General features: G+C 38.0%; 20 protein-coding genes. 1 reads left to right on the top strand and 19 read right to left on the bottom strand.

Annotated elements, in window-relative coordinates:
- Positions 1 to 3: 3 nt before the first annotated feature.
- Together hisD and hisG are read right to left on the bottom strand one after the other, a co-directional pair.
- Positions 4 to 1,341 carry a histidinol dehydrogenase gene (gene hisD / locus BN6559_RS17910; RefSeq protein ID WP_110956005.1) on the bottom strand — a complete coding sequence of 446 codons (1,338 nt, stop codon included), beginning with the start codon at positions 1,339 to 1,341 and terminating at the stop codon, positions 4 to 6.
- On the bottom strand, positions 1,338 to 2,003 hold the full coding sequence (gene hisG / locus BN6559_RS17905) for an ATP phosphoribosyltransferase (RefSeq protein ID WP_110956004.1): 666 nt from the start codon (positions 2,001 to 2,003) through the stop codon (positions 1,338 to 1,340). Before hisG ends, hisD begins: the two co-directional genes overlap by 4 nt.
- 184 nt (positions 2,004 to 2,187) lie before the next feature.
- On the opposite strand from hisG, the gene BN6559_RS17900 reads away from it, so the two are divergent.
- A complete protein-coding gene (locus tag BN6559_RS17900) occupies positions 2,188 to 3,141 on the top strand; it encodes a D-2-hydroxyacid dehydrogenase (RefSeq protein ID WP_110956003.1) in 954 nt (317 codons plus the stop codon).
- Here the strand turns inward: BN6559_RS17900 and BN6559_RS17895 are convergent.
- The 17 genes from BN6559_RS17895 to purM all read right to left on the bottom strand — a co-directional run bounded on the left by BN6559_RS17895 (position 3,138) and on the right by purM (position 21,523).
- On the bottom strand, positions 3,138 to 3,662 hold the full coding sequence (locus BN6559_RS17895) for an HD domain-containing protein (RefSeq protein ID WP_110956002.1): 525 nt from the start codon (positions 3,660 to 3,662) through the stop codon (positions 3,138 to 3,140). The genes BN6559_RS17900 and BN6559_RS17895 overlap by 4 nt on opposite strands.
- A 5-nt stretch (positions 3,663 to 3,667) precedes the next feature.
- Complete coding sequence (gene hisZ, locus BN6559_RS17890; RefSeq protein ID WP_110956001.1) at positions 3,668 to 4,852, bottom strand: ATP phosphoribosyltransferase regulatory subunit; 1,185 nt, start codon at positions 4,850 to 4,852, stop codon at positions 3,668 to 3,670.
- A 10-nt stretch (positions 4,853 to 4,862) separates the two neighbouring features.
- Positions 4,863 to 5,168, bottom strand: coding sequence for a YerC/YecD family TrpR-related protein (locus tag BN6559_RS17885; protein ID WP_110956000.1), 306 nt, complete (start codon positions 5,166 to 5,168; stop codon positions 4,863 to 4,865).
- Between the two features lie 144 nt (positions 5,169 to 5,312).
- Complete coding sequence (locus tag BN6559_RS17880) at positions 5,313 to 6,341, bottom strand: HlyD family secretion protein (RefSeq protein WP_110955999.1); 1,029 nt, start codon at positions 6,339 to 6,341, stop codon at positions 5,313 to 5,315.
- Positions 6,342 to 6,379: 38 nt separating this feature from the next.
- Positions 6,380 to 7,021, bottom strand: a complete 642-nt coding sequence (locus tag BN6559_RS17875) for a TetR/AcrR family transcriptional regulator (protein ID WP_199884128.1) — start codon at positions 7,019 to 7,021, stop codon at positions 6,380 to 6,382.
- Between the two features lie 75 nt (positions 7,022 to 7,096).
- Positions 7,097 to 8,032, bottom strand: coding sequence for a dipeptidase (locus BN6559_RS17870; protein ID WP_110955998.1), 936 nt, complete (start codon positions 8,030 to 8,032; stop codon positions 7,097 to 7,099).
- Between the two features lie 252 nt (positions 8,033 to 8,284).
- Entirely contained in the window at positions 8,285 to 11,209 is a 2,925-nt protein-coding gene (locus BN6559_RS17865) for an insulinase family protein (protein ID WP_110955997.1), read from the bottom strand.
- 217 nt (positions 11,210 to 11,426) lie between these two features.
- Positions 11,427 to 12,377, bottom strand: coding sequence for a siderophore ABC transporter substrate-binding protein (locus BN6559_RS17860; RefSeq protein ID WP_199884127.1), 951 nt, complete (start codon positions 12,375 to 12,377; stop codon positions 11,427 to 11,429).
- Positions 12,378 to 12,427: 50 nt separating this feature from the next.
- Positions 12,428 to 13,186 (bottom strand): iron ABC transporter ATP-binding protein, encoded by a 759-nt coding sequence (locus tag BN6559_RS17855; RefSeq protein WP_110955995.1) that lies wholly within the window; start codon positions 13,184 to 13,186, stop codon positions 12,428 to 12,430.
- Complete coding sequence (locus BN6559_RS17850) at positions 13,179 to 14,189, bottom strand: iron chelate uptake ABC transporter family permease subunit (protein ID WP_199884126.1); 1,011 nt, start codon at positions 14,187 to 14,189, stop codon at positions 13,179 to 13,181. The genes BN6559_RS17855 and BN6559_RS17850 overlap by 8 nt, the downstream gene beginning before the upstream one ends.
- Positions 14,176 to 15,156 carry an ABC transporter permease gene (locus tag BN6559_RS17845; RefSeq protein ID WP_324609425.1) on the bottom strand — a complete coding sequence of 327 codons (981 nt, stop codon included), beginning with the start codon at positions 15,154 to 15,156 and terminating at the stop codon, positions 14,176 to 14,178. The genes BN6559_RS17850 and BN6559_RS17845 overlap by 14 nt, the downstream gene beginning before the upstream one ends.
- Positions 15,157 to 15,717: 561 nt before the next feature.
- On the bottom strand, positions 15,718 to 15,984 hold the full coding sequence (locus tag BN6559_RS17840) for a hypothetical protein (RefSeq protein ID WP_110955994.1): 267 nt from the start codon (positions 15,982 to 15,984) through the stop codon (positions 15,718 to 15,720).
- Positions 15,985 to 16,329: 345 nt separating this feature from the next.
- A complete protein-coding gene (locus tag BN6559_RS17835) occupies positions 16,330 to 16,839 on the bottom strand; it encodes a DUF456 domain-containing protein (RefSeq protein WP_110955993.1) in 510 nt (169 codons plus the stop codon).
- 101 nt (positions 16,840 to 16,940) lie between these two features.
- Positions 16,941 to 18,218 (bottom strand): phosphoribosylamine--glycine ligase, encoded by a 1,278-nt coding sequence (gene purD / locus BN6559_RS17830; RefSeq protein ID WP_110955992.1) that lies wholly within the window; start codon positions 18,216 to 18,218, stop codon positions 16,941 to 16,943.
- Between the two features lie 66 nt (positions 18,219 to 18,284).
- Positions 18,285 to 19,823 (bottom strand): bifunctional phosphoribosylaminoimidazolecarboxamide formyltransferase/IMP cyclohydrolase, encoded by a 1,539-nt coding sequence (gene purH / locus BN6559_RS17825; RefSeq protein WP_110955991.1) that lies wholly within the window; start codon positions 19,821 to 19,823, stop codon positions 18,285 to 18,287.
- Between the two features lie 22 nt (positions 19,824 to 19,845).
- A complete protein-coding gene (gene purN, locus BN6559_RS17820) occupies positions 19,846 to 20,460 on the bottom strand; it encodes a phosphoribosylglycinamide formyltransferase (protein WP_110955990.1) in 615 nt (204 codons plus the stop codon).
- A complete protein-coding gene (gene purM / locus BN6559_RS17815; protein WP_110955989.1) occupies positions 20,453 to 21,523 on the bottom strand; it encodes a phosphoribosylformylglycinamidine cyclo-ligase in 1,071 nt (356 codons plus the stop codon). The genes purN and purM overlap by 8 nt, the downstream gene beginning before the upstream one ends.
- Positions 21,524 to 21,540 lie beyond the last annotated feature (17 nt).

Raw genomic sequence — 21,540 nt, 5'->3', positions numbered from 1 at the left:
TACTTAACCTCTCATTCTAATTGCATTTGCATGTGCTTGTAGTCCTTCGGCCTCCGCCATGCGTATAATATCTTCTTTAACCGCAGCTAGAGCCGGTGCAGTATAAGAAATAATACTCGTACGTTTCATAAACGTTTCCACATTTAATACCGAATAAAAACGTGCTGTACCGCCTGTTGGTAAAACATGATTCGGCCCAGCAAAATAATCGCCCAAAGGCTCCGGAGAATATGGACCTAAAAAAACAGCGCCGGCATGACGAATATAGGGTAACAAAGAAAATGGCTCCGCTGTCAAAATTTCTAAATGCTCTGGAGCAGAAATATTCGCCAGTTGTATTGCTTGCATAAGATCTTTTGCTACAATAATAATTCCATTATGATCTAAAGAAGTACGCGCAATGTCTTGTCGCGGCAATTTCGCAAGTTGCTTTTCTACTGCACTTTCCACCGCTTTTGCAAGCGCCAAGCTATCCGTAATCACAATACTTGTAGCGAGCGGATCATGTTCAGCCTGACTTAGCATATCAGCTGCGACATAATCTACATTCGCCGTTTGATCCGCCACAATTAAAATCTCACTTGGTCCGGCAAGCATATCGATATCACAATGACCATATACGGCTTTCTTCGCAAGTGTTACAAAAATATTCCCCGGGCCAGTAATCTTATCTACTTTTGGCACTGTCTCAGTCCCAAAAGCCAATGCCGCAATTGCCTGTGCACCGCCTATTTTTAAAACTTTTGATACCCCAGCTTCACGGGCTGCCATTAAAACGTATGGATTGACTTTGCCGGCAGCGTCTGGAGGAACTGCCATCACAATCTCTTTTACGCCCGCAACAGCTGCCGGAACCGCATTCATAATCACAGATGACGGATACGCCGCCGTACCACCGGGTACATAAATGCCTACTCTGTCCAAAGGAATACAAGATTGTCCCAGCATTGCTCCATGCTCACGATACGTCAGCCAAGATTTTGGCTTTTGTTCAACATGATATTTCCGAACATTATTCGCAGCTTTTTTTATAGAAGTCATTACATCTATATCCACCAATTTTTCGGCTTCTGCGAATTCTTCTGCTGTAACGAAGAATGATGTATTGTTGAAATCCACACCATCCACTAATTTTGTGTATCGAATGATCGCAGCATCGCCCTCTTTACGAACAGCTTGCACAATTTCGTTGACAATTTCAGCAGCAGACAAATCTTTACCAAATAAAATTTTATTTTTTTCTCTCACACGATCACTTAATGCAACTTCATCAAAAGCCGGCTTTTGGAGCAATTTTGCTATTTCATCCTCTGTGAAGAATGCAGTATCCACCAATCTCATTTTGTCCCCTCGCTTTCCACAATCAATCGTAAATCTTCCACCATTTGATGAATGCGATCAAATTTCATTTTAAAGCTGACTCGATTTGCAATAAAGCGTGCAGTTGCATCTGAAATTTGCGCAATTTCAATTAGATTATTTTCTTTTAATGTACGACCAGTTTCTACGATATCTACAATAATTTCAGCAAGTCCGACCATCGGTCCAAGTTCAATTGATCCATTGAGTTTAATAAATTCCATTTGAATTCCTTTACTCTGGAAAAAACGCTCTGCGATCTTAGGAAATTTTGTAGCTACACGCATATGCGCATAATCACTTAATTTTTCCTTCAACAATGCTTTGGGCACGGCAACCATCAATCGGCAAAATCCATATTTCAAATCTGACAGCTCATATACATTTTTACCTTCTTCTAATAAAATATCTTTGCCTATAATGCCAATATCTGCAGCACCATATTCAACATAAGTCGGTAAATCCACTGTTTTTGTTATAATAAATTTTATCTTTTTTTCTTCATTTACAATGACTAATTTACGTGATTTCTCGCTTAAACCTTCAGCCGTGTATCCAATCTTGGCTAAAATATCTGCTGATGGCTGAAATAATTTTCCCTTAGGCAAGGCAACGGTTAAGTAATCCATATCATTCGAAGTCATGAGAAACCTCCTATAAAATTCATCACTTTAACTATTTAAAGTGATGATATGTTACTATATTAGCATTCATCAATAGATTCGTCAACCTATTTGTAGGGATTTTCAGCTATATGTAGAATAGTATATAGTGCGTAATAAAAAACCATTGCGCATGAAAAACAATAGATAAAGGGAGATATTCATCATGCCTTCACTAAATATCCTTGTAGTGCAGCGATTAAGCGATAAGCAAAAGAACCTGATCCAAGAAGCTGGGCTGGATATCAACGTAACAGAATGTAACAAATATGAAGCCATCAATTATATTGAAGATACGGATATATTAATTACTTGGGGACAGCATGACATCCGCGATTTACTGCCAAAAGCCAAGCGCCTTAAATGGGTGCATGCACTCAGCGCTGGTGTAGATCAATTACTTTCACCAGAACTCGTAAGCTCTGATATTATCCTGACGAACTCACGCGGTATTCATGGAATACCAATGGCAGAACACGTTTTAGCTATGATGTTGACTTTCACACGAAATCTACAGCGAATTTATGAGAATCAAAAATCAAAAATTTGGCAGCATCAGGTATCTTTAGAAGAACTTTATGATAAGACGATTGCAATCGTCGGTCTTGGAAGTATCGGCCGCGAAATTGCCAAACGTGCGAAATGTCTCGGAATGAAAGTCATTGCTACGAAACGCACAATGACGCAGGAAATTTTTGTTGACAAACTCTACACGATGGATCAATTGCCACATTTATTATCGTCTGCCGACTTTGTTGTCGTGACCTTACCGCTGACACAGGAAACGAAAGAATTGTTTTCGATTGAAACTTTTCGGAATATGAAAAAATCAGCTTACTTTATCAATGTTGCCCGCGGCGCAATCGTAAATGAAGCTGATTTAATTACAGCCCTGCAAACCGGAATCATCAAAGGAGCTGCTCTGGATGTATTTGCACAAGAACCGCTTCCGGAAGATTCTCCGCTTTGGACTCTAGATAATCTTATGATTACACCACATATTGCAGCAAATTCACCATATTATCTTGACCGGGCAATTAAATTATTTATCGAAAATCTCAATAAATTTAATAATGATTCAGAAATGCTTAATATCATTAATAAACAAGCTGGATATTAATTTGCATCATCTGCGTCACGTAAGATCACAAGCTCCAACGGATCATCATCTGTTGGAGCTTCATGATGTTTGGAAACAAGTTCTGCTAGATCCATTAAACCAATGGCTTTAAGTTTCTCTTTACTAATCTTTGGATGATAAAAATAGATATAGAACGCATGCCGCAGATTGTCTATTTTGTTTCCCTTGCCATGCTTCCCCCATTTTTCTGACCAATGGGGGGCAAATTTATATGCCACTACCGTTATAATTTTATCTAAAGTGCTCACGTCTCCACGTACTTTCCCTACATCATGCAATAAAGACAGTTTGATTAACTTTTCTCTATTAAGATCAGGGATTTTTTTTGCGAATTGAATTGCCGTATAAGCAACATTGAGCGCATGCCTTTGATCAGGCAGATTCATTGACCAGAATAATTTTTGTTCATTTTCTTCTAAATGCTTTTGAATAAACTGTTTGTCTTCTGTATAGATTTCAGCAGTCATTGCTGAAACAACTTGCCTTATTCGTTTTAGCATTTTATTTATCCTATATATATCAACGTTTGATACCCTTTGGCATGTTGATATTTTTCGGCTTCATCTTTTTGTTGTGCCCACAATGCCACTTCTACCGACTTGCCTTCAGCCCGCATTTTTTTTGCCTTTTTAATAGCTTCCAATTCGTGACCTGCCTGCCAAGCAATATAAAGATCTTTTTTGATCGTCGCTTTTGGAAGCTGTTGACGTTCTAGTGCCAGCATAACTCTTTCAATGCCCAGTGCGAATCCAGTAGCAGGACAAGCAGTTCCGAAGTCGGATAACATATGATCATATCGGCCGCCGCCGCATAAAGGGAACCCTAGACCCGGCGTATAAACTTCAAAGACCATCCCTGTGTAATAATTAAAGTCACGAATCACACCTAAATCAAAATTTACATAGGACTCAAGTTCATAGCCTTTTAATACTTCATAAATTTCTGTTAAATGATCTAAAGCCCGTTTACTTTGTTCATTGCAAACCATCGAATAAGCTTGTTTCAACATGTCTTCTTTTCCATGTAATAACGGAATGCGTTTTAAAAGTTCTTTCGCCTGACTTGTTAACGCTGTCTGATCCAGCATTGCTCCAAGCCCAACCAAATCACGCGTTACCATAGCTTGTTTGATTGCTTGCTGCTTTTCTGCAGCTATATTAAGTTCTTCCATGACGCCATGAATGAATTCTACCTGTCCCAAACTGACCTGAAAATTTTTAAGACCGGCTTGTAAAAGCAGTTCAATAGACAATGCTATCACTTCAGCATCGGCACTTGCATTCTCTGCACCCATTAATTCGACACCAGCTTGATAGAACTCACATTGGCGTCCCGTTTGTGCTTGTTCATAACGGTAGACATTTGTAATATAGGATAATTTAAGTGGGAATTTTTCCTCGTGCAACCGACTTGCCGCGACTCTGGCAATCGGCGTAGTCATATCATGCCGAAGTGCCAATGTGCGATTATTTTTATCAAAAAATTTAAACATTTGTGGTTCCACATCTCGCCCATTGCCAATCGTAAGCACATCTAGATATTCAATCGTTGGGGTAACCACTTCATCATAACCCCATTTTACAAAAGTTTCTGCGATTTTCGCTTCAATTGCCCGCTTACAAGCTGCTTCATGCGGTAAAAAATCTCTTGTTCCATAGGGAATCTGCAATACAAATTCATTGCTGCTCATTTTAAAACTCCTATCCTTTTTCAGCTTCGCTTAACCGTTCTAATATGACTTTGTATCCATCCGCACCATAATGCAGGCAACGTTTTACACGGCTAATTGTTGCCGTACTCGCACCAGTACGTGCAACAATATCATCATAAGTGTGACCGTCACGCAGCATTTTTGCCACTTCCAGCCGTTGCGCTAACGATTTAATTTCACTAATTGTACATATATCTTCAAAAAATTGATAGCATTCTTCTGTATCTTTCAATAATAATACTGCCTGAAATAGTTGATCGGTTAATTCATCTTTTAATTTTGGATTTGAAGACAATTCAAACACTCCTAACAATTTGATTTATTATATAAGGTATTCTGCTTATTTCATTATTTTCCTTCTTTATTTCTTTTATTCTTTAACTTGTGAAAATACGAAAATAAAAATAATCTGCCTCTATAAAAAAGAGACAGATTATTTTTATTTTGTTCTAATTTTTATATTGACTTTCATCCCCGATTTAAAAGTATGATCCGTATCAGCCGGTAATGAAATTTTAACTGGCAGGCCTTGCATAGATTCTTCGTCTTGTGGCATTTCAGATGCAATTTCAAAAATTGTTCCTTTAAAACTTTCACCTGGATATGCTTCAATATCATAATCAACATATTGGCCAAGTTTTATTTTTTCTATTTGCTTCTCGTCCACTTGTACTTCAACCCATACATTATTTGTTTCCCCAATCGTAAAAATTGGCTGTCCTGCTTCTATGTCTTCTCCAGCGTTCACGTTGGTAAAATTCACCGTGCCAGCCACAGGTGCTAGGACAGGTGTAATTTGTTCGCCTTCTTTCGAAGCCTTTAATGCAGACTCTGCCTGCTCCAATTGGAACTGTGCCAATTTTAATAATTGTGCATGATCTTGACTTCTGTTGGTCTGCGCAAAATTTTCCTGTGGCATGCTCTGGGTCTGTTGCGCCGCATTGAGTGCCTCTTGGGCAGCTTGATAAGCACGGTCTGCATTATTTCGCTGCACTGCACTAATCGCACCAATCGCAAATAATTTATCCATTCGTTCTTTATTAGAAGCCGCCTTGTCTAAGGCAGCCTGTGCTGCATCTGTATCGCCTCGATTACTCGCGGCTGGTGCAGCTGAAGCTGTCGTTTGGCCTGGTCTGGTTAGCAGTTCATTATACCGCAGTTTTGCTGTTTCGACTGCAGTCTCCAATTGTTTTATTTGTTCTGGGGATGTCTTTATTTTTATCTTAGCTAAAGTTTGCCCCGCTTCTACCATATCGCCGTCGTTTACAACGATTTCCGTGACTTGTCCGGCTACTTTCACGCTTGCGTTCACACCGACGCCTTTAACAATGGCATTATGAATTAATAAATACCCATGACTCTGCTGCCACCACCAAACTGTTCCACTGCATACAATCGTAAGTAGCAATACAGTTAAAAATCCGTATCTAACCATCTTATTGACTTTATCGCTAATATCAATTTCCACTTAAAATTTTGCCCCCTGTAACTCTATACTATTACACCTTATGTTTTTTTTGGCGATTGTATAGCTATCCCAAATAAAAATGTATTCGCTATCTTTTGCGCTGTTACCTCCATATCATCCCCAACTAAATCTTGAAATACAATCGCAATAATAGCACTAAACAAACCATATGCAGCCAATTTCGTATTGCATTCATGAATTGAATTTTGTTCTATGCCCTGTGTTAGTACGACTTCCAGTAAATTTATCGTATCTTCAAAATTTTTCTTATATTTTTCATGCTGGTCTTTATCAAGTTCCGAACAGCCAGCTTCTCCAAAAGCACGCATTTCATGCAATAACACGCGCCATAGATCAGCATTTTTTGAATAGAATTCCAAAAATACTTTCGTCATAATCGCTATCTTTTCAATCGCCAACAGATCACTGGCAACAATCTCTTCAATTTTTTTATGAAATGGGTCACTATGTTCTTTAACCAGAGTATAAAAAAGCTGTTCTTTATTCACAAAATAATTATATACAGTTCCTTTTCCTGTATCAGCTAAAGCAATAATTTCATCAACAGTTGCCCGATGGAATCCCTTCCTAGAGAAAACGATATAGGCAGCATCTAAAATATGTTGTCTTTTATTACGTGGATCACTCATATGTCTCTTATTCGGATTCGACTTTTTCATTACTAAAACTCCTTGTATTATGTATCCTTTTCATTATAGGAATTCCCCTATATACTGTCAATCTTATTTCTGTTTTTAGCAAACCTCTCGAATGACCCGTTCACTATTTTTGTGCCAAATCTTATCTAATTCAGCTGCGGTAAAACCATTTTCTTGCAAAGCATCTCGTAATTTATCCATATGTCCAATATGTACGATATCAAAATTCGGTGCTGTTCCATCAAAATCCGTACCAATTGCCAAGACATCAATTCCGCCCACTTTATAGATTTGTTTTACATGCCGAATCATATCTTCGATGCGACTCGTCGGGCTTTCTCCTAGAAAGGCTGCTGCAAAGTTTAACCCTATGACACCACCATGTTCGGCAATCTTTCGTATCATATCATCTGTTAAATTACGCGGATGATTGGTGATCGCCCGACTATTAGAATGCGATGCAATAAAAGGTGCTTTTGAAAGGATTGCTACGTCATAGAAGCCTTGATCGGAAAGATGCGATACATCAATTAACATCCCCAAACGATTCATCTCTGCAACTACGCATTTACCGAATTCAGTCAAGCCTTGCTTTTGATACTGCCATTCAAAATTCGGATAACCAATTTCATTCGGATAATTCCAGGTTAACGTCATTAAGCGCACACCTAAACGATAGAAATTACGCAAATTCGCAAGCTCGCCTTTGATGACGCCACCTTCTTCGATGGTTAAAAAAGCTGAAATTTTCCCATTCGCTTTGTTGGTCATCATCTCATTGTAATTTTTGGCTACTGCGATATCTGCCGAATTTAAATCAAGCTCAGAATAAAATTTATCTAGCATACGCATTGCCGTTTCAAATGGATTCACCACTGCATTTTTATCAATATATAAAGCAAAAAATTGTGCCAAAGAGCCACTCTGCTTCAATTTTTCTATATCTACACATAAATGATTTCTCTTCAAGCTTTCAGTTTTGTCTTTATTTAGCAAAACTGAGATCGTATCACAATGTAAGTCAATGAGCATTACAATCCCTCCATCCAGATAAAATCATTATATCACTCTACCATGTAAATATAATACCTTATTTTATCATTATAAAATATTACCATTTTTATATTCAAAATGAAGTGCTTGCAATTTCCAACTTTACTACATTGTATCTATTTCGTTTCTTTACTGTCAAAATACACAACAAAAGAGGTTACGAAGTATTCTTATATAGATACTTCGTAACCTCTTTTAGAAAGAACAACGCTTTAATAAATGTCGAACCGTTTAAGCAAATACGCTTTTCAATTTGCCAAAGACTTCTTTATGGGCACCAATTTTTTCTTCACTACCCAACACACAAAGGTAATTTTCTTTCATACAGGCTTCAATTAGATCGGCTAAATTTACGATATCTTTTTGTCGTGTTGCCAAAATTTGATCCCGCTCTTTTTGAATATCTTCCTGTGTAATGCTTCGAATAAAGCATTCCGCAGCAATTTCACCTTTCATTTGCGCAGTCAATGGTGCATCTAAATTACTCATTGTTCCAATAATATACTTCGTCATTTCTCGTTCACTGACCTCAAAATTACGCAAATAATCAGCAGTTTTATTGTACACATCAATGGTTTCTACTAGGTTTGGATCACGATAGGAACCAAACACCATATTCCCATTGCGTCTAAATTGGGTGAAGGCTCCATAAGCCCCGCCCTGAACACGAATTTTATTCCACATATAGTCGTAACGCAGAATCGTCTCTAATACTTTTAAACTGCCAGTATATTTAAATCCAAGTTTACCAAAATTCGCGCCTTTCGCAACATATTGAATTTTACTGGAAGTCATCAATCCTTCATTTAGCTTATTTACTTCAAATTGATAGCTTTGCTTTGCTGCTTCGTTTACCGCCAACACATTTAAAAGCCCCGTGAAAGCAGATTCAAACGCTTGATAATTTTCCTCTTCCAAAGTAACACTTGTCAGTATCGTATTCTTATTGAAGATCAGCGTTGTCAATTGCGCAAATTTTTCTTTCATTTCTGCGAATTTTGTTTCATAGTTTTTATCTAAATCTACGATAAATTCATAGAAAGAAAGAAGTCCTTGTTCATTGTATTTTCCCGCTGGTGAAAAATAAGATAATATACGACTGGCTACCACTTGTTGGGCATTTCGGAGCAAATACATTTCAAGCGCTGATTTCGTTTGCTCAATCAATTCTTTTATCCGTTTTTTATCATCAAATTTACTCTTGCTGATAATTTCTGCAATTAAATTACACAGCTCTGGTAGCTTTTGTACTAAAGCTTTTGCTTTGATTTTAAATTTAGGATAATATGCATCCATATCATCACTCGTCGTATAAGCGATCACATCAAATCCAATTCCACCGGTGCTAATATTGATCTCGTTGGCAAGCTCGCCATACGTATATTTAGCAGTATCGACCTTGCCAAGTAATTCAGCAAATAGATAAGCATATGGTAATAGAGCCTGCGGCACAACTGCAGCATCAAAATACAAATTCAAATAAGCAATTTGATTTGTCACAATTGGATGCAATAAGACTTTACAATCTTGGATTGTTTTTTCCGTCAAAATCAATTGCTCTGATTTTTTTTCAATATCCTTTAACTCCAATAATGGAATAGATGCAAGTACCTCCGGAGAATCCGGTGTTTCTTGGCGTTTACGCAGTTTTCTTGTCATTTCTATCAGTTCTTCCATCTGCTTTTCTGATAAATCCGCTTTATACGCTGCGAGCCGTGTACGAACTTCTTTTGCTTTTTCTTCCCCTAGGCCTTGTTTCGGTTTTAAGGTCACCAAAGTCACGTGCTGATTCCCCAACAAACGCTCTTGAATCACTTTTTCAAAATAATTTGTAGTCAATGCCGCTTTAATATGATTTAAAGCTTCTTCATAGGCTAAATAAAGCAATGGACTTTCATCGTACAACCAGCTGTGCATCAATTTAATATTATAAATTAAACCTTTTGGACTTTGACCGAAATCAGCTTCCCGCAGTCTAAATTCCAATAAATTAATCGATGCTTCAATCAATTTTTTATCAATGCCATCTCGTACTAGATCTTCTAGCGTCTGACGGATGATCTGCTCAAATTTCTCTTTATTTTTTTCATCTGCGCCACTCGCTATAATACTGAATGTTGGCTGTAAAACACCATCGCCAAAAGAGCTTAATACATCTTTTCCAATACCGGCATCGACTAAAGCTTTCTTCAATGGCGCAGCCTGTGTACGCAGCAAAAAGTGCTCTAAAATTTGCATAGCAAGCATAATTTCACTTTCATTTGCCTTACCCACAATACAATTCCAACTTAAGAAAGTTTTATCGGCGGTCTGTTCATTTGGCGAAATCGGATAATACTCTGTTACATCTTTTTTATCCTGAAATAAAGCTTGTTCCTGAATGCTGGAATCTATAGAAATTTTATCAAAATCTTTTAAATACGCATCATTAAGGAATGCCAATTTTTCTAAAATATCAAGATCACCATATAAGTAAATATAACTATTGGATGGATGATAGTATTTTTTATGAAACGCTAAAAACATTTCCTGTGTGAGATCCGGAATTACTTCTGGATCTCCGCCAGATTCAAACCCATACGTTGTATCTGGAAACAACGAAGTAATGATCTCTTTATCTAAGATTGCCTCTGGGGAAGAAAACGCGCCTTTCATTTCATTATATACAACGCCTTTATACTTTAACTCAGCATCACGCTCTTCTGCTTCATAATGCCAGCCTTCCTGCATCAAGATTTCAGGACATTCATACATGCATGGATAAAAGACTGCATCCAAGTAAACATCCATTAGATTTTGAAAATCTTTGTCATTCCGGCTTGCAACAGGATACATGGTTTTATCGGAAAATGTCATTGCATTTAAATACGTATTTAACGATCCTTTTACGAGTTCGACAAACGGCTCGCGCATTGGAAACTTTCTCGAACCACATAATACGGAATGTTCAACTATATGTGCTACTCCTGTACTATCAGTAGGGGGTGTACGGAACGTAATTGAAAAAACTTTATTATCATCCTCATTTTTCATAAACAGTAGCCGCGCACCACTTTTCTCATGGTAAAACATATTGACTACTGCATTTATTTCTTTTACTTCTTTTGTTTCAAGTAACTTAAATCCATGATAAACATGACCAATTTCTAACGACATTGTGGTCCTCCTCTACGATATCCATCTTTTTTCTCTAAAGTTAATATATACGATACGATATATACTTATCCCAATTATACTATAATTTCATTGTGCTGACGAATTCTTCCTAAATTTTTTGTCTACAAGAAGTTGTTGCCTACACGAGCACTACTTCGAGCTACAAAGGAATTTGTTAAATTTCGAATCTAAATAGCCCCCTTTTTTCCACACAATCCTATTGGAGGGCTATAGAAACCTCGTCTAACATCATAGGAATAGATTCCAATCCATAACCGGATAAATACCATGTCCCTGGATCAAGATAAATGATTTTACCATTTTTGCCGGCCTTTGTTCCCTTCACTAGATCGTTATCAAGTGTTTTTGAAGCTAGATTCGTGCCACCAATTACAACCGTACGATCAACGACAAACAGACTATCTGGATTCTTTTCAGCAATATATTCAAATCCTATCTCCATACCATGTTTACTTACTGCAATCGCAGAATCGACAGGCTTTATTTCAAGCAAATCATGAATTAACCCAAAACGAGAACCGGGCCCGTAAGCGCTTAATCTGCCATCATTTGTCATAACAATCAAACTGTTGCTGTTTCCTTTTTCTGCGATCGACCTCACCTCAGAAACCTTTGTTTTAATTTCCGCTAATTTTTTCTCAACCTCTGCTTTCTTGCCAAACATTTCGCCAATCAACAGATTTTGTTTTTCAACCTCATCCCAATATTTCGTGTAATCTACATCCACATAAATTGTAGGTGCAATTGCGGAGAACTCTTTATATAAATCCGCTTGACGCCCACTGATGATGATAAGATCCGGCTTAAATTCATTTACAGCCTCGACATTTGGTTCCTTTACATCCCCTGCATCCTTATAAGAAGAAGCTTTATACTTCTTGAGATAAGGAGGAAGATCCTTTTGTGGTATCATAAGCTCAGGTTGTACCCCTAAAAAATCCAGCGAATCCAGTACACTATAATCCAATACAACTACGCGCTTTGGATTGAGCGGAACTTCTGCAGCACCCAATTTATGTGTCACAGATATCGTCGGACCTTTTTTAGCGACATTCGAAGACTCTGTTGCACTTGCACCTGTGCACCCCGTTAATAAAGCTCCCATCATGCAGATAGACAAAATAAATACAGCTACTTTTTTCATCATAACCTCCTCAGAATCTTTTATTTTTTTGCAAATTTGTTTTAAATAAAACATTAAGTATAGTAAACACAAATATCATTTCCCTTTACCTTGCTGATATCGATCTGCATATCATAAATCTCTGCCAGTACTTGAGAATTGATAATTTCATGCACACTCCCGTTTTTGATTAATTTTCCCTTACGCAAAGCTAGAATATCATCTGCATAGCAGGAAACAAAATTGATATCATGAATCACAATAATAATCGTCTTGCCAAGTTCATCTACTAATTTTCGCAAGATCTTCATCAATTGTACCGAGTGCTTCATATCCAAATTATTCAACGGTTCATCGAGAAAAATATACTTTGTATCCTGTGCAATTACCATTGAAATATAGGCCATCTGCCGCTGCCCGCCGCTTAGCTGGTCCAAATATCTGTCCTGCATATCCAAAATACCAGTATATTCCAGCGCTTCATCAATTTTTAAGCGATCTTGCGCATTAAGATTCCCCTTCGAGTAAGGATACCGACCAAAACTTACAAGTTCACGAATAGTAAGCCGCAAATTAATATGGTTCGTCTGCCGAAGGACAGAGATTTTTTTTGCCAATGCCTCTTGATCCCATTGTCGCAGTTCTATATCATCGATTTTAATCGTACCGTCATCCATCTTTAAAAGTCGGCTTATCATAGAAAGCAAGGTACTCTTTCCTGCACCATTACTTCCAATAAATGCGGTAAGGTGTCCCTCTTGCAATTTAGCAGAAACAGCATCTACCACCGCCTTACCACCATATAATTTCGTAGCCTCTTTTATCTCAATCATTTTTACTCTCCTTCAACAAAATAAAGACAAAATAGATGCCTCCGATAAAGTTAAGAATAACACTAAGCGTCGTCTTACCATTAAACACATGTTCTACCATAACCTGACCTACAGGAAGCGCAATAACTCCCATCAACACAGCCCCTAAAATGATATAGCAATGCCGATACGTCTTTAATAATTCTCGAGACAGACTCACGAGCAAAATGCCTAGAAAAGTAATCGGCCCAACAAGTACCGTGGACACAGACACCATTGCAGCAATAATCAACATCGTACGCCGCACAAAGCGATGATAATCAATACCAAGACTAATACCAGTCTCTCGTCCAAGACCAAGCACATCAAACGCTGAAATATCTTTTCTTGAAATGATAAAAAGCATAGCCACAATCACGAAAGAAATCACCAAAAGATTTTCATCTACATTTTTAAAATTAGCAAATAATTTTCCTTGGAGAATCGCAAACTCATTTGGATCAATCATTAACTGCAGAAAAGAAGCAATCCCCGAGAAAAACGTCCCCATAATCATTCCAACCAATACCAATGTATAAACATTGCGGCTCTCTTCCTTAAACACGATCTTGTAAATTATCAAAGAAGCAATCATCATCGCAACTACAGACAAAATAAATTGCAGAGAATTATCCAGCAACACAAGTTTTTTTGCTCCAAATAAAAAAACAATACAAGACTGAATAAACACATATAAAGAATCCAGCCCCATAACACTCGGTGTTAAAATTTTATTTTCTGTAATTGTTTGAAACACAACAGAAGAATATCCAACACATACACTGACCAATGCCATAGCTGCAATCTTTCGCAAACGACGTGGAAAATTAAAATCAAAATTACCTGCATTCAATCCTTGAAAAAGGAAAAAAGCCACTGCACACAAAGCAAAAATCGCCAGGACGATCAAAATTTTCATCGCCCGTTTATCTGTTTTCGTGACATCCAAATGACCTTCACTCATACGTCCTTTACAAAGCTCCATTTTTCTGCCCCCTCAGCACCATCCAAAGAAAAATCGCACTGCCAATGACACTGATCATCATACCAATTGAGATTTCGTAAGGATAAATGATAATCCTTCCCATAATATCGCATAAAAGCACAAAATTCGCGCCCAATAAAGCTGTATCCAACAAACTATTTTTTAAGTTATCGCCCCGAATCATACTTACAAGATTCGGTACAATTAAATCCAAAAATGGCAGCGCACCAACGGTAACGGTTACTACAGAAGTAATCATCGCGACCACAATAAGACCAAAATTGACAACTTTATCATGATTTAGACCAAGATTTTGTGAAAATGATTTTCCCATGCCTGCAATTGTAAATTGATCGGCAAACAGATATCCGAGAATTAAAAATGGAATACCGATATACAGAAGCTCATATCGCCCTTTAAGAATCAACGCAAAGTTTCCCTGCAGCCAAGAGGCCATATTTTGTACCAAATCATAACGATATGCAAAATAGGTGGCGATTGCATACACTACATTACCAAACATCAAACCAATCAATGGCGTTAAAATTTGATTTTTGACCTTAATTTTTTCCAATAGTTTTATGAATAAGAACGAACCAACTAAACAACATAAAAAAGCTACGATCATTTTTACCAAAGGGCTTGCATTACTAAAAAACAACATTGCAATTAAAATTCCCAGCCGCGCCCAATCAATCGTTCCCACAGTAGTCGGTGAAACAAACTTATTTTTCATGATCGTTTGCAGAATTAAACCAGTAATACTCACACTACACCCCACGACAATAATACTAACGAGCCTTGGCAATCTACTAATGAGCAGTACCTGTACATCCTCAAAATTTAGACGTAAAAAATCAATATTCTTAACACCAACAAATATAGACACTATAGAAAGAAAACATAAACTAACTAACAAACAATATTTCATATGTATAACATTTGGTCTAAATTGGTACAACAACATACACTTCCTCACCAGAATCCAAGATAATGCCAATGTATCATCAAATCAGAATTCCCCATAAAATCAATCGCTTAAGTGATTAAAGTAAAAAAGAGATCAACCAAGTTGATCTCTTATCCAATATACGTCTATAAGTATATCCTCCGAGACAGCACAAATCTAATTATCATTTAGAATGATAATCATTATTAATATACTGATATTATAACTTTTCCACATTATCTATGTCAACTGAATAGAATTTATCAATTAAAAGGCGAAGGGACAGTGTCCGAATTTTAGCTGCAGTGCACTTCGTCACTTTGTCCTGTGGACTCCAGTATAGGAAAAGAGGAATCCACTTTATAATTTGGTGAGATCCTATAAGAAAGCTTTCTCTAAATAACTACTTTGGAACAAAATTAGCTGTAAGAAGATTTAAGTATATTTTTCATAATATTTTTAAATTGTGCTCTTGTTTCCAGCATCTAATTTTCACCATAATGTCCACTATTCTTAGTTGTAATAAATTTTCCATTAAACTCGCGATTAAAAGTCTACGATTCGGCGTTTAAACCAAAATTATTTTTCCTCAATCAATATCCCTATATTTCTTAGTTGCTCTTTCATATTCCAATTTAATGGTCGTAATTCTTTACAAAACCACTTTCCCCCGGATTCTATCCATCGCTTTCTATAACAAAGCATATTTTTCTCATCTGTATCTTCATATCCAAATTCAACACCACAACAATCGCAAATATCAAATGATGGTATTTTCCCATTTTCTCCACGTGGTGGTTCAGCCAAGTCAGGATACCCGCATACATAGCATATATACTTAGTCATTTGATTTCACCTTGCCTTATGTATAAATTAATAGCTACAATTTACTCTATTTCAATAGTTTAAATTATTAGCTTGCCCATGTATATTAGCATTAAGCTAGTGATATATCCTAATAACATTGTCTTTCTTCAGATATTATTCTTTGCTAATACGACACGTACCGGCCTCATTTCGATAAAACAGTATAATTCCTGTGGTAAGTATATGTTATTTTGAGAATGATTGTCAATATCACAACGGAATAAAATATTAAATTGTTCAGCAGATAAAAAAATAAGCGAAGCATGTCAATCACGACATGCTTCGCTTATTTAGGAAGCTCATATTTATGGGAGCACTATTATTTTATGACCATGAGAATTGCAGAATTACATAAAGAATAATAGCAATCGCAATTGAAAATTTTATCACTACGCCTAAGATTTGACCTTTAATTACACTGATAGCCACTCGCCATGCTTGGTCCGCATTATTGGTTTTTCGATATTCAGCTAAATAGCTACCACCGAAACCACCACATAAAGCACCAATAAAAGAGCCAACTAAAGGTAAAATCATCGTGCCAATGATTCCACCCAGAATCGTACCTAAGACAGCTACGCCTAACGCCATTTTGGAGGCTTTTTCTCTTCTCGCCCAAAGGACACCTAAAAACGTTTCAAATAATTCACCAATTAAAATTACGACAAAAATAGTCGCTAATTCTCCTATTCCAATATGAACAAAATTATCATATAACGCATAGATGAGCGTTGTCACAAAAATAATCGTATTCCCTGGCAGACCGATCAGTATCATGCATAAACCAATGCCTAAGATAAGAATAATAGCAATATTGATTAGGATTAGCTCCATCTTAATACCACTCCTTACTTTAGTAAAAACGCTTTTACGTATACAAAAAAAGAATCACAATAGAAGCGTATCGCTCCTATTATTTGTGATTCTTTCATTTTTTATTTCAATCTTGCAATTGCACGATATGCAATATCTTTACGAAAATGTTTTTTGCTAAAATCTATTTTCTGAACTGCCTGATAAGCGCGATCTACTGCTTGTTCAATGTTTGCAGCAGTTGCCGTAACGCCAATTACCCGTCCGCCATTTGTGACAATGCCAGCATCTGTCTTTGCTGTACCGGCATGAAACACTACAGCACCATCGGCCTCAGCAGCATCCATCCCTGTAATCACGTCACCTTTTTTGTAATCGGCAGGATAGCCGCCAGCTGCCATAACCACACATACTGCAGCTTCTTTCTTCCAAGCGATGTCTGCTTCAGCAAGTTTACCATCAATGCAGGCAAGCATAATTTCAGCTAAATCGCCTTCAAGCAACGGCAAGACAACCTGCGTTTCAGGATCACCGAATCGTGCATTATATTCAATGACCTTCGGTCCGTCTGCAGTGATCATTAACCCCGCATATAAACAACCGACATACGTTCTGCCCTCTGCTGCCATGGCTTGAATCGTTGGTTCCAATATCTCTTTTTGCACTTTTTGTAATATTTCTTCTGTCACCACTGGTGCAGGTGCATAAGTTCCCATACCACCAGTATTCGGCCCTTGATCATTATCATAAGCACGTTTGTGATCCTGTGAAGAAATCATCGGTACAATTGTTTTACCATCTGTAAATGTAAGTAAAGATGCTTCCTCACCTACCAGACATTCTTCAATTACAACACGACTGCCTGCTTCGCCAAACGTTTGATCACACATAATACTGTCAACCGCGTCTAATGCTTCTGCCAATGTAGCGGCAACGATAACACCCTTACCGGCTGCAAGACCATCTGCCTTAATTACAATGGGTGCACCTTGCTCCTTCACATAGGCTCTCGCCGCTTCTGCTTCTGTAAATACTTCAAACTTAGCCGTTGGTATATGATATTTTTTCATTAACCATTTCGAAAATGCTTTAGACCCTTCGATTTCAGCCGCAATTTTCGTTGGACCAAATGCTTTTAATCCAGCTTCCTCAAATGCGTCAACAACACCATTCGCGAGCGGAAGCTCAGGTCCTACTACAGTTAAATCGATTTTATGTTCTTTGGCAAAGGCAACCAATGCCTCATTATCAGAAATAGAAATATCGGAATCACAGATTGCGATTTTTTCCATTCCAGGGTTTCCGGGAATCGCATACATTTTCTCAACATGTTTACTCTGCGAAAGTTTCCAAGCCAATGTATGTTCACGACCGCCGCCGCCAATCACTAGAATACGCACGCTAACATCACTCCTTCTACTCAAAATTAAGACGCACGAAAACTCCCAAAAGAAAGATGGAAAGACTTAATGTTTAAAATGTCTCATATCCGTAAACACCATTGTAATTCCGTGTTCATTCGCAGCATCAATCGATTCTTGATCACGAATCGAACCGCCCGGTTGAATGATTGCTGTAATGCCAGCTTTTACCGCAGTATCTACCGTATCCCGAAATGGCAAATACGCATCGGAAGAGAGCACAGCTCCTTTTGATTTATCCCCTGCCTGTTCAAGTGCAATTGCCGCTGAGCCAACACGATTCATCTGCCCTGCACCAACACCATAGGTTTGGTCATTGCCTGCGATCACGATTGCATTTGACTTCACATGCTTAACAACTTTCCAAGCAAACAGCATTTGTTTCCATTCTTCCTCCGTAGGCTGCCGTTTGGTTGCAACTTTCATATCCGCCCTTTTTGCATCCATAGTATCCGCATTTTGCAGAAGCATTCCACCCGATACTTTTTTTGTATCCATACGTACTTCTTCAAGATTTGGAACAGGCAAAGTCAATAATCTGATGTTTTTCTTGGCGCTTAAGATCGTAAACGCAGCTTCATCAAACGCTGGTGCAATAATAACTTCAAGGAACAACTGGCTCATTTGCTGCGCAGTTGCCTGATCTACGGTGCGATTCAATGCTACAATACCGCCAAAAGCAGAAACAGGATCTGCTTCATAAGCTTTTTGATAAGCTTCGGAAATTACTTTTCCGATTCCGGTTCCACATGGATTTGTATGTTTTATAATGGCAACTGCAGGTTGGTCAAATTCTGCAACAATATGATAAGCGGCTTCAATGTCCACGATATTATTAAAAGAAAGTTCCTTGCCATGCAATTGTTTTGCATTTGCAATTCCGGTTGTTGCATTTACTTCACGATAAAAAGCAGCATTTTGATGCGGATTTTCACCATATCGTAAATCTTGCACTTTTTCTAAGACGATATGCGCTTGATTCGGGAATTCACCTTCCCCTAATTGTTTTGCTAAATATTGATGAATACATGCATCATATTCTGCTGTGTGTCCAAAAGCTTCTTTTGCAAGCGCCATACGCAAAGTGCGGTCAATCCCGTCTTCACTTACGATTGCATCTGCAATTTCATCATAGCGTTTTGGATTAACAACAACAGTGACATATTGAAAGTTTTTCGCTGCGGCGCGAATCATTGCCGGACCGCCGATATCAATATTTTCAATTGCTTCTTCCTGGCTAACACCAGATTTTGAAATTGTTTGGCGGAATGGATATAAATTTACGACCACCATATCAATTCCAGTAATCTTATGTTTTTCCATAGCAGCAATATGTTCTTCATTATCACGAATTGCAAGAATTCCGCCATGTATGTATGGATTCAAAGTTTTTACACGCCCATCCATAATTTCTGGAAATCCTGTTACATCACTTACATACGTAACAGGAATACCAGCCGCACGCAAAGTTTTCATTGTACCGCCAGTCGAAATAATATCCACACCGGCAGCATGAAGCTTTTGGGCAAATTCTACAATTCCAGTTTTATCAGATACGCTGATCAGCGCACGTTTCATTTTCATTCTTACCATAACCACCTATACATTATTTTTTGATTATTACGTGACGCCCCTGCACCTCTAGTTTTCCATCTAAATAAAGCGCAATCGCTTTTGGGTATAACACATGTTCTATTTCTAGAACACGTGCCGCTAAAGAGTCTTCCGTATCATCATCCAATACAGGTACGGATTGTTGCAAAATAATCGGACCGCTATCCATCCCCTCATCGACAAAGTGAATGGTACACCCCGACACTTTCGCTCGATAAGCAAGTACATCACGATGTGCATGCGCACCAGGAAAAGCCGGCAATAGGGATGGATGAATGTTCATAATTTTATCTTTAAAAGCTTGTACAAAAAAGGGACTTAAAATACGCATAAAGCCAGCTAAAATAACCAAATCAATCTGATGTTTTTTTAATTCCGCCACTAATGCCTGTTCAAAACTTTCACGAGAAGCATAGGTCTTGCGATTTATGCATACGGCACAAATTCCAGCTTCACGCGCACGATCTAGAGCCTTGGCTTCAGGTTTATCCGTGATCACTACGCCAATTTCAGCTTTAATTTGTCCCGCTTGCATTGCATTTATAATAGATTGCAGGTTACTGCCACGTCCAGAGGCTACTACACCTAACCTTCGTGTATCAGCCATTGAATACTCCACCTTTTATGACAACTTCCTGACTGCCTTCTACCACTTTACCAATCATAAAATATGTTTCGTTATTTGCTTGTAAATGTGCCTGCATTTTTTGTGCTTCATCAGGACGAACAACAAGTACCATGCCGATTCCCATATTAAATGTACGATACATTTCTGGCCAAGCGACATTGCCCCACTCTTTCAGCAAATTGAAAATTTCTGGTCTATCCCATGCAGTTGAATCAATTTCAACGCCACAGTTTTTTGGCAAAACACGAGGAATATTATCATAAAATCCACCGCCAGTGATATGAACCATCCCGTTTATGTGAAACTTTTCGATCAAAGGCAGGCAAACTTTCGGATAAAGACGTGTTGGTGTCAAAAGTTCCTCACCAATCGTTTTACCTAATGCTTCAATATGTTCATCACCCTTAAAGTTTTTCACATCAAAACATATTTTGCGAACCAAGGAATACCCGTTTGAATGTACACCGCTTGAAGGCAGCCCAATTAAAACATCCCCAGGTTGAATCTCTTTACCCGTAATAATATTCGCTTTATCTACAACTCCGACAGCAAATCCAGCAATATCATATTCACCATCTGGGTAAAAGCCTGCCATTTCAGCCGTTTCACCGCCAATTAGCGCACAGCCTGATTCTTTACAAGCACCAGCAACGCCTTTCACTACAGCAGCTACTTTTTCTGGCTCTAATTTACCAACTGCTAAATAATCTAAAAAATACAAAGGTTCTGCCCCTTGCACCAAGATATCATTTACACACATTGCAACAGCGTCTTGCCCAATCGTATCATGTTTATCTAACATAAAGGCTAAACGAAGTTTTGTACCAACGCCATCTGTTCCAGATACCAAAACCGGTTCTTTATATTTGCCGCTGTTTAATGCAAATAAGCCGCCAAAACCACCTAAATCTCCTAAAACTTCTGGACGATAGGTAGATTTTACACTTTCCTTTATAAGTTCAACTGAATAGTTTCCGGCATCAATATCAACACCTGCATCACGATACGTAAGTTGTTGTTCGGACTTGTTTTTTATAGTCATCGAGAGCCTCCATTTTC

Origin of the sequence: Massilibacillus massiliensis (assembly GCF_900086705.1) — a bacterium.
Lineage (GTDB): Bacteria > Bacillota > Negativicutes > FLKF01 > FLKF01 > Massilibacillus > Massilibacillus massiliensis.
Note: the sequence above shows the minus strand (reverse complement) of the source record. Positions and strands in the feature narration are given on the sequence as shown.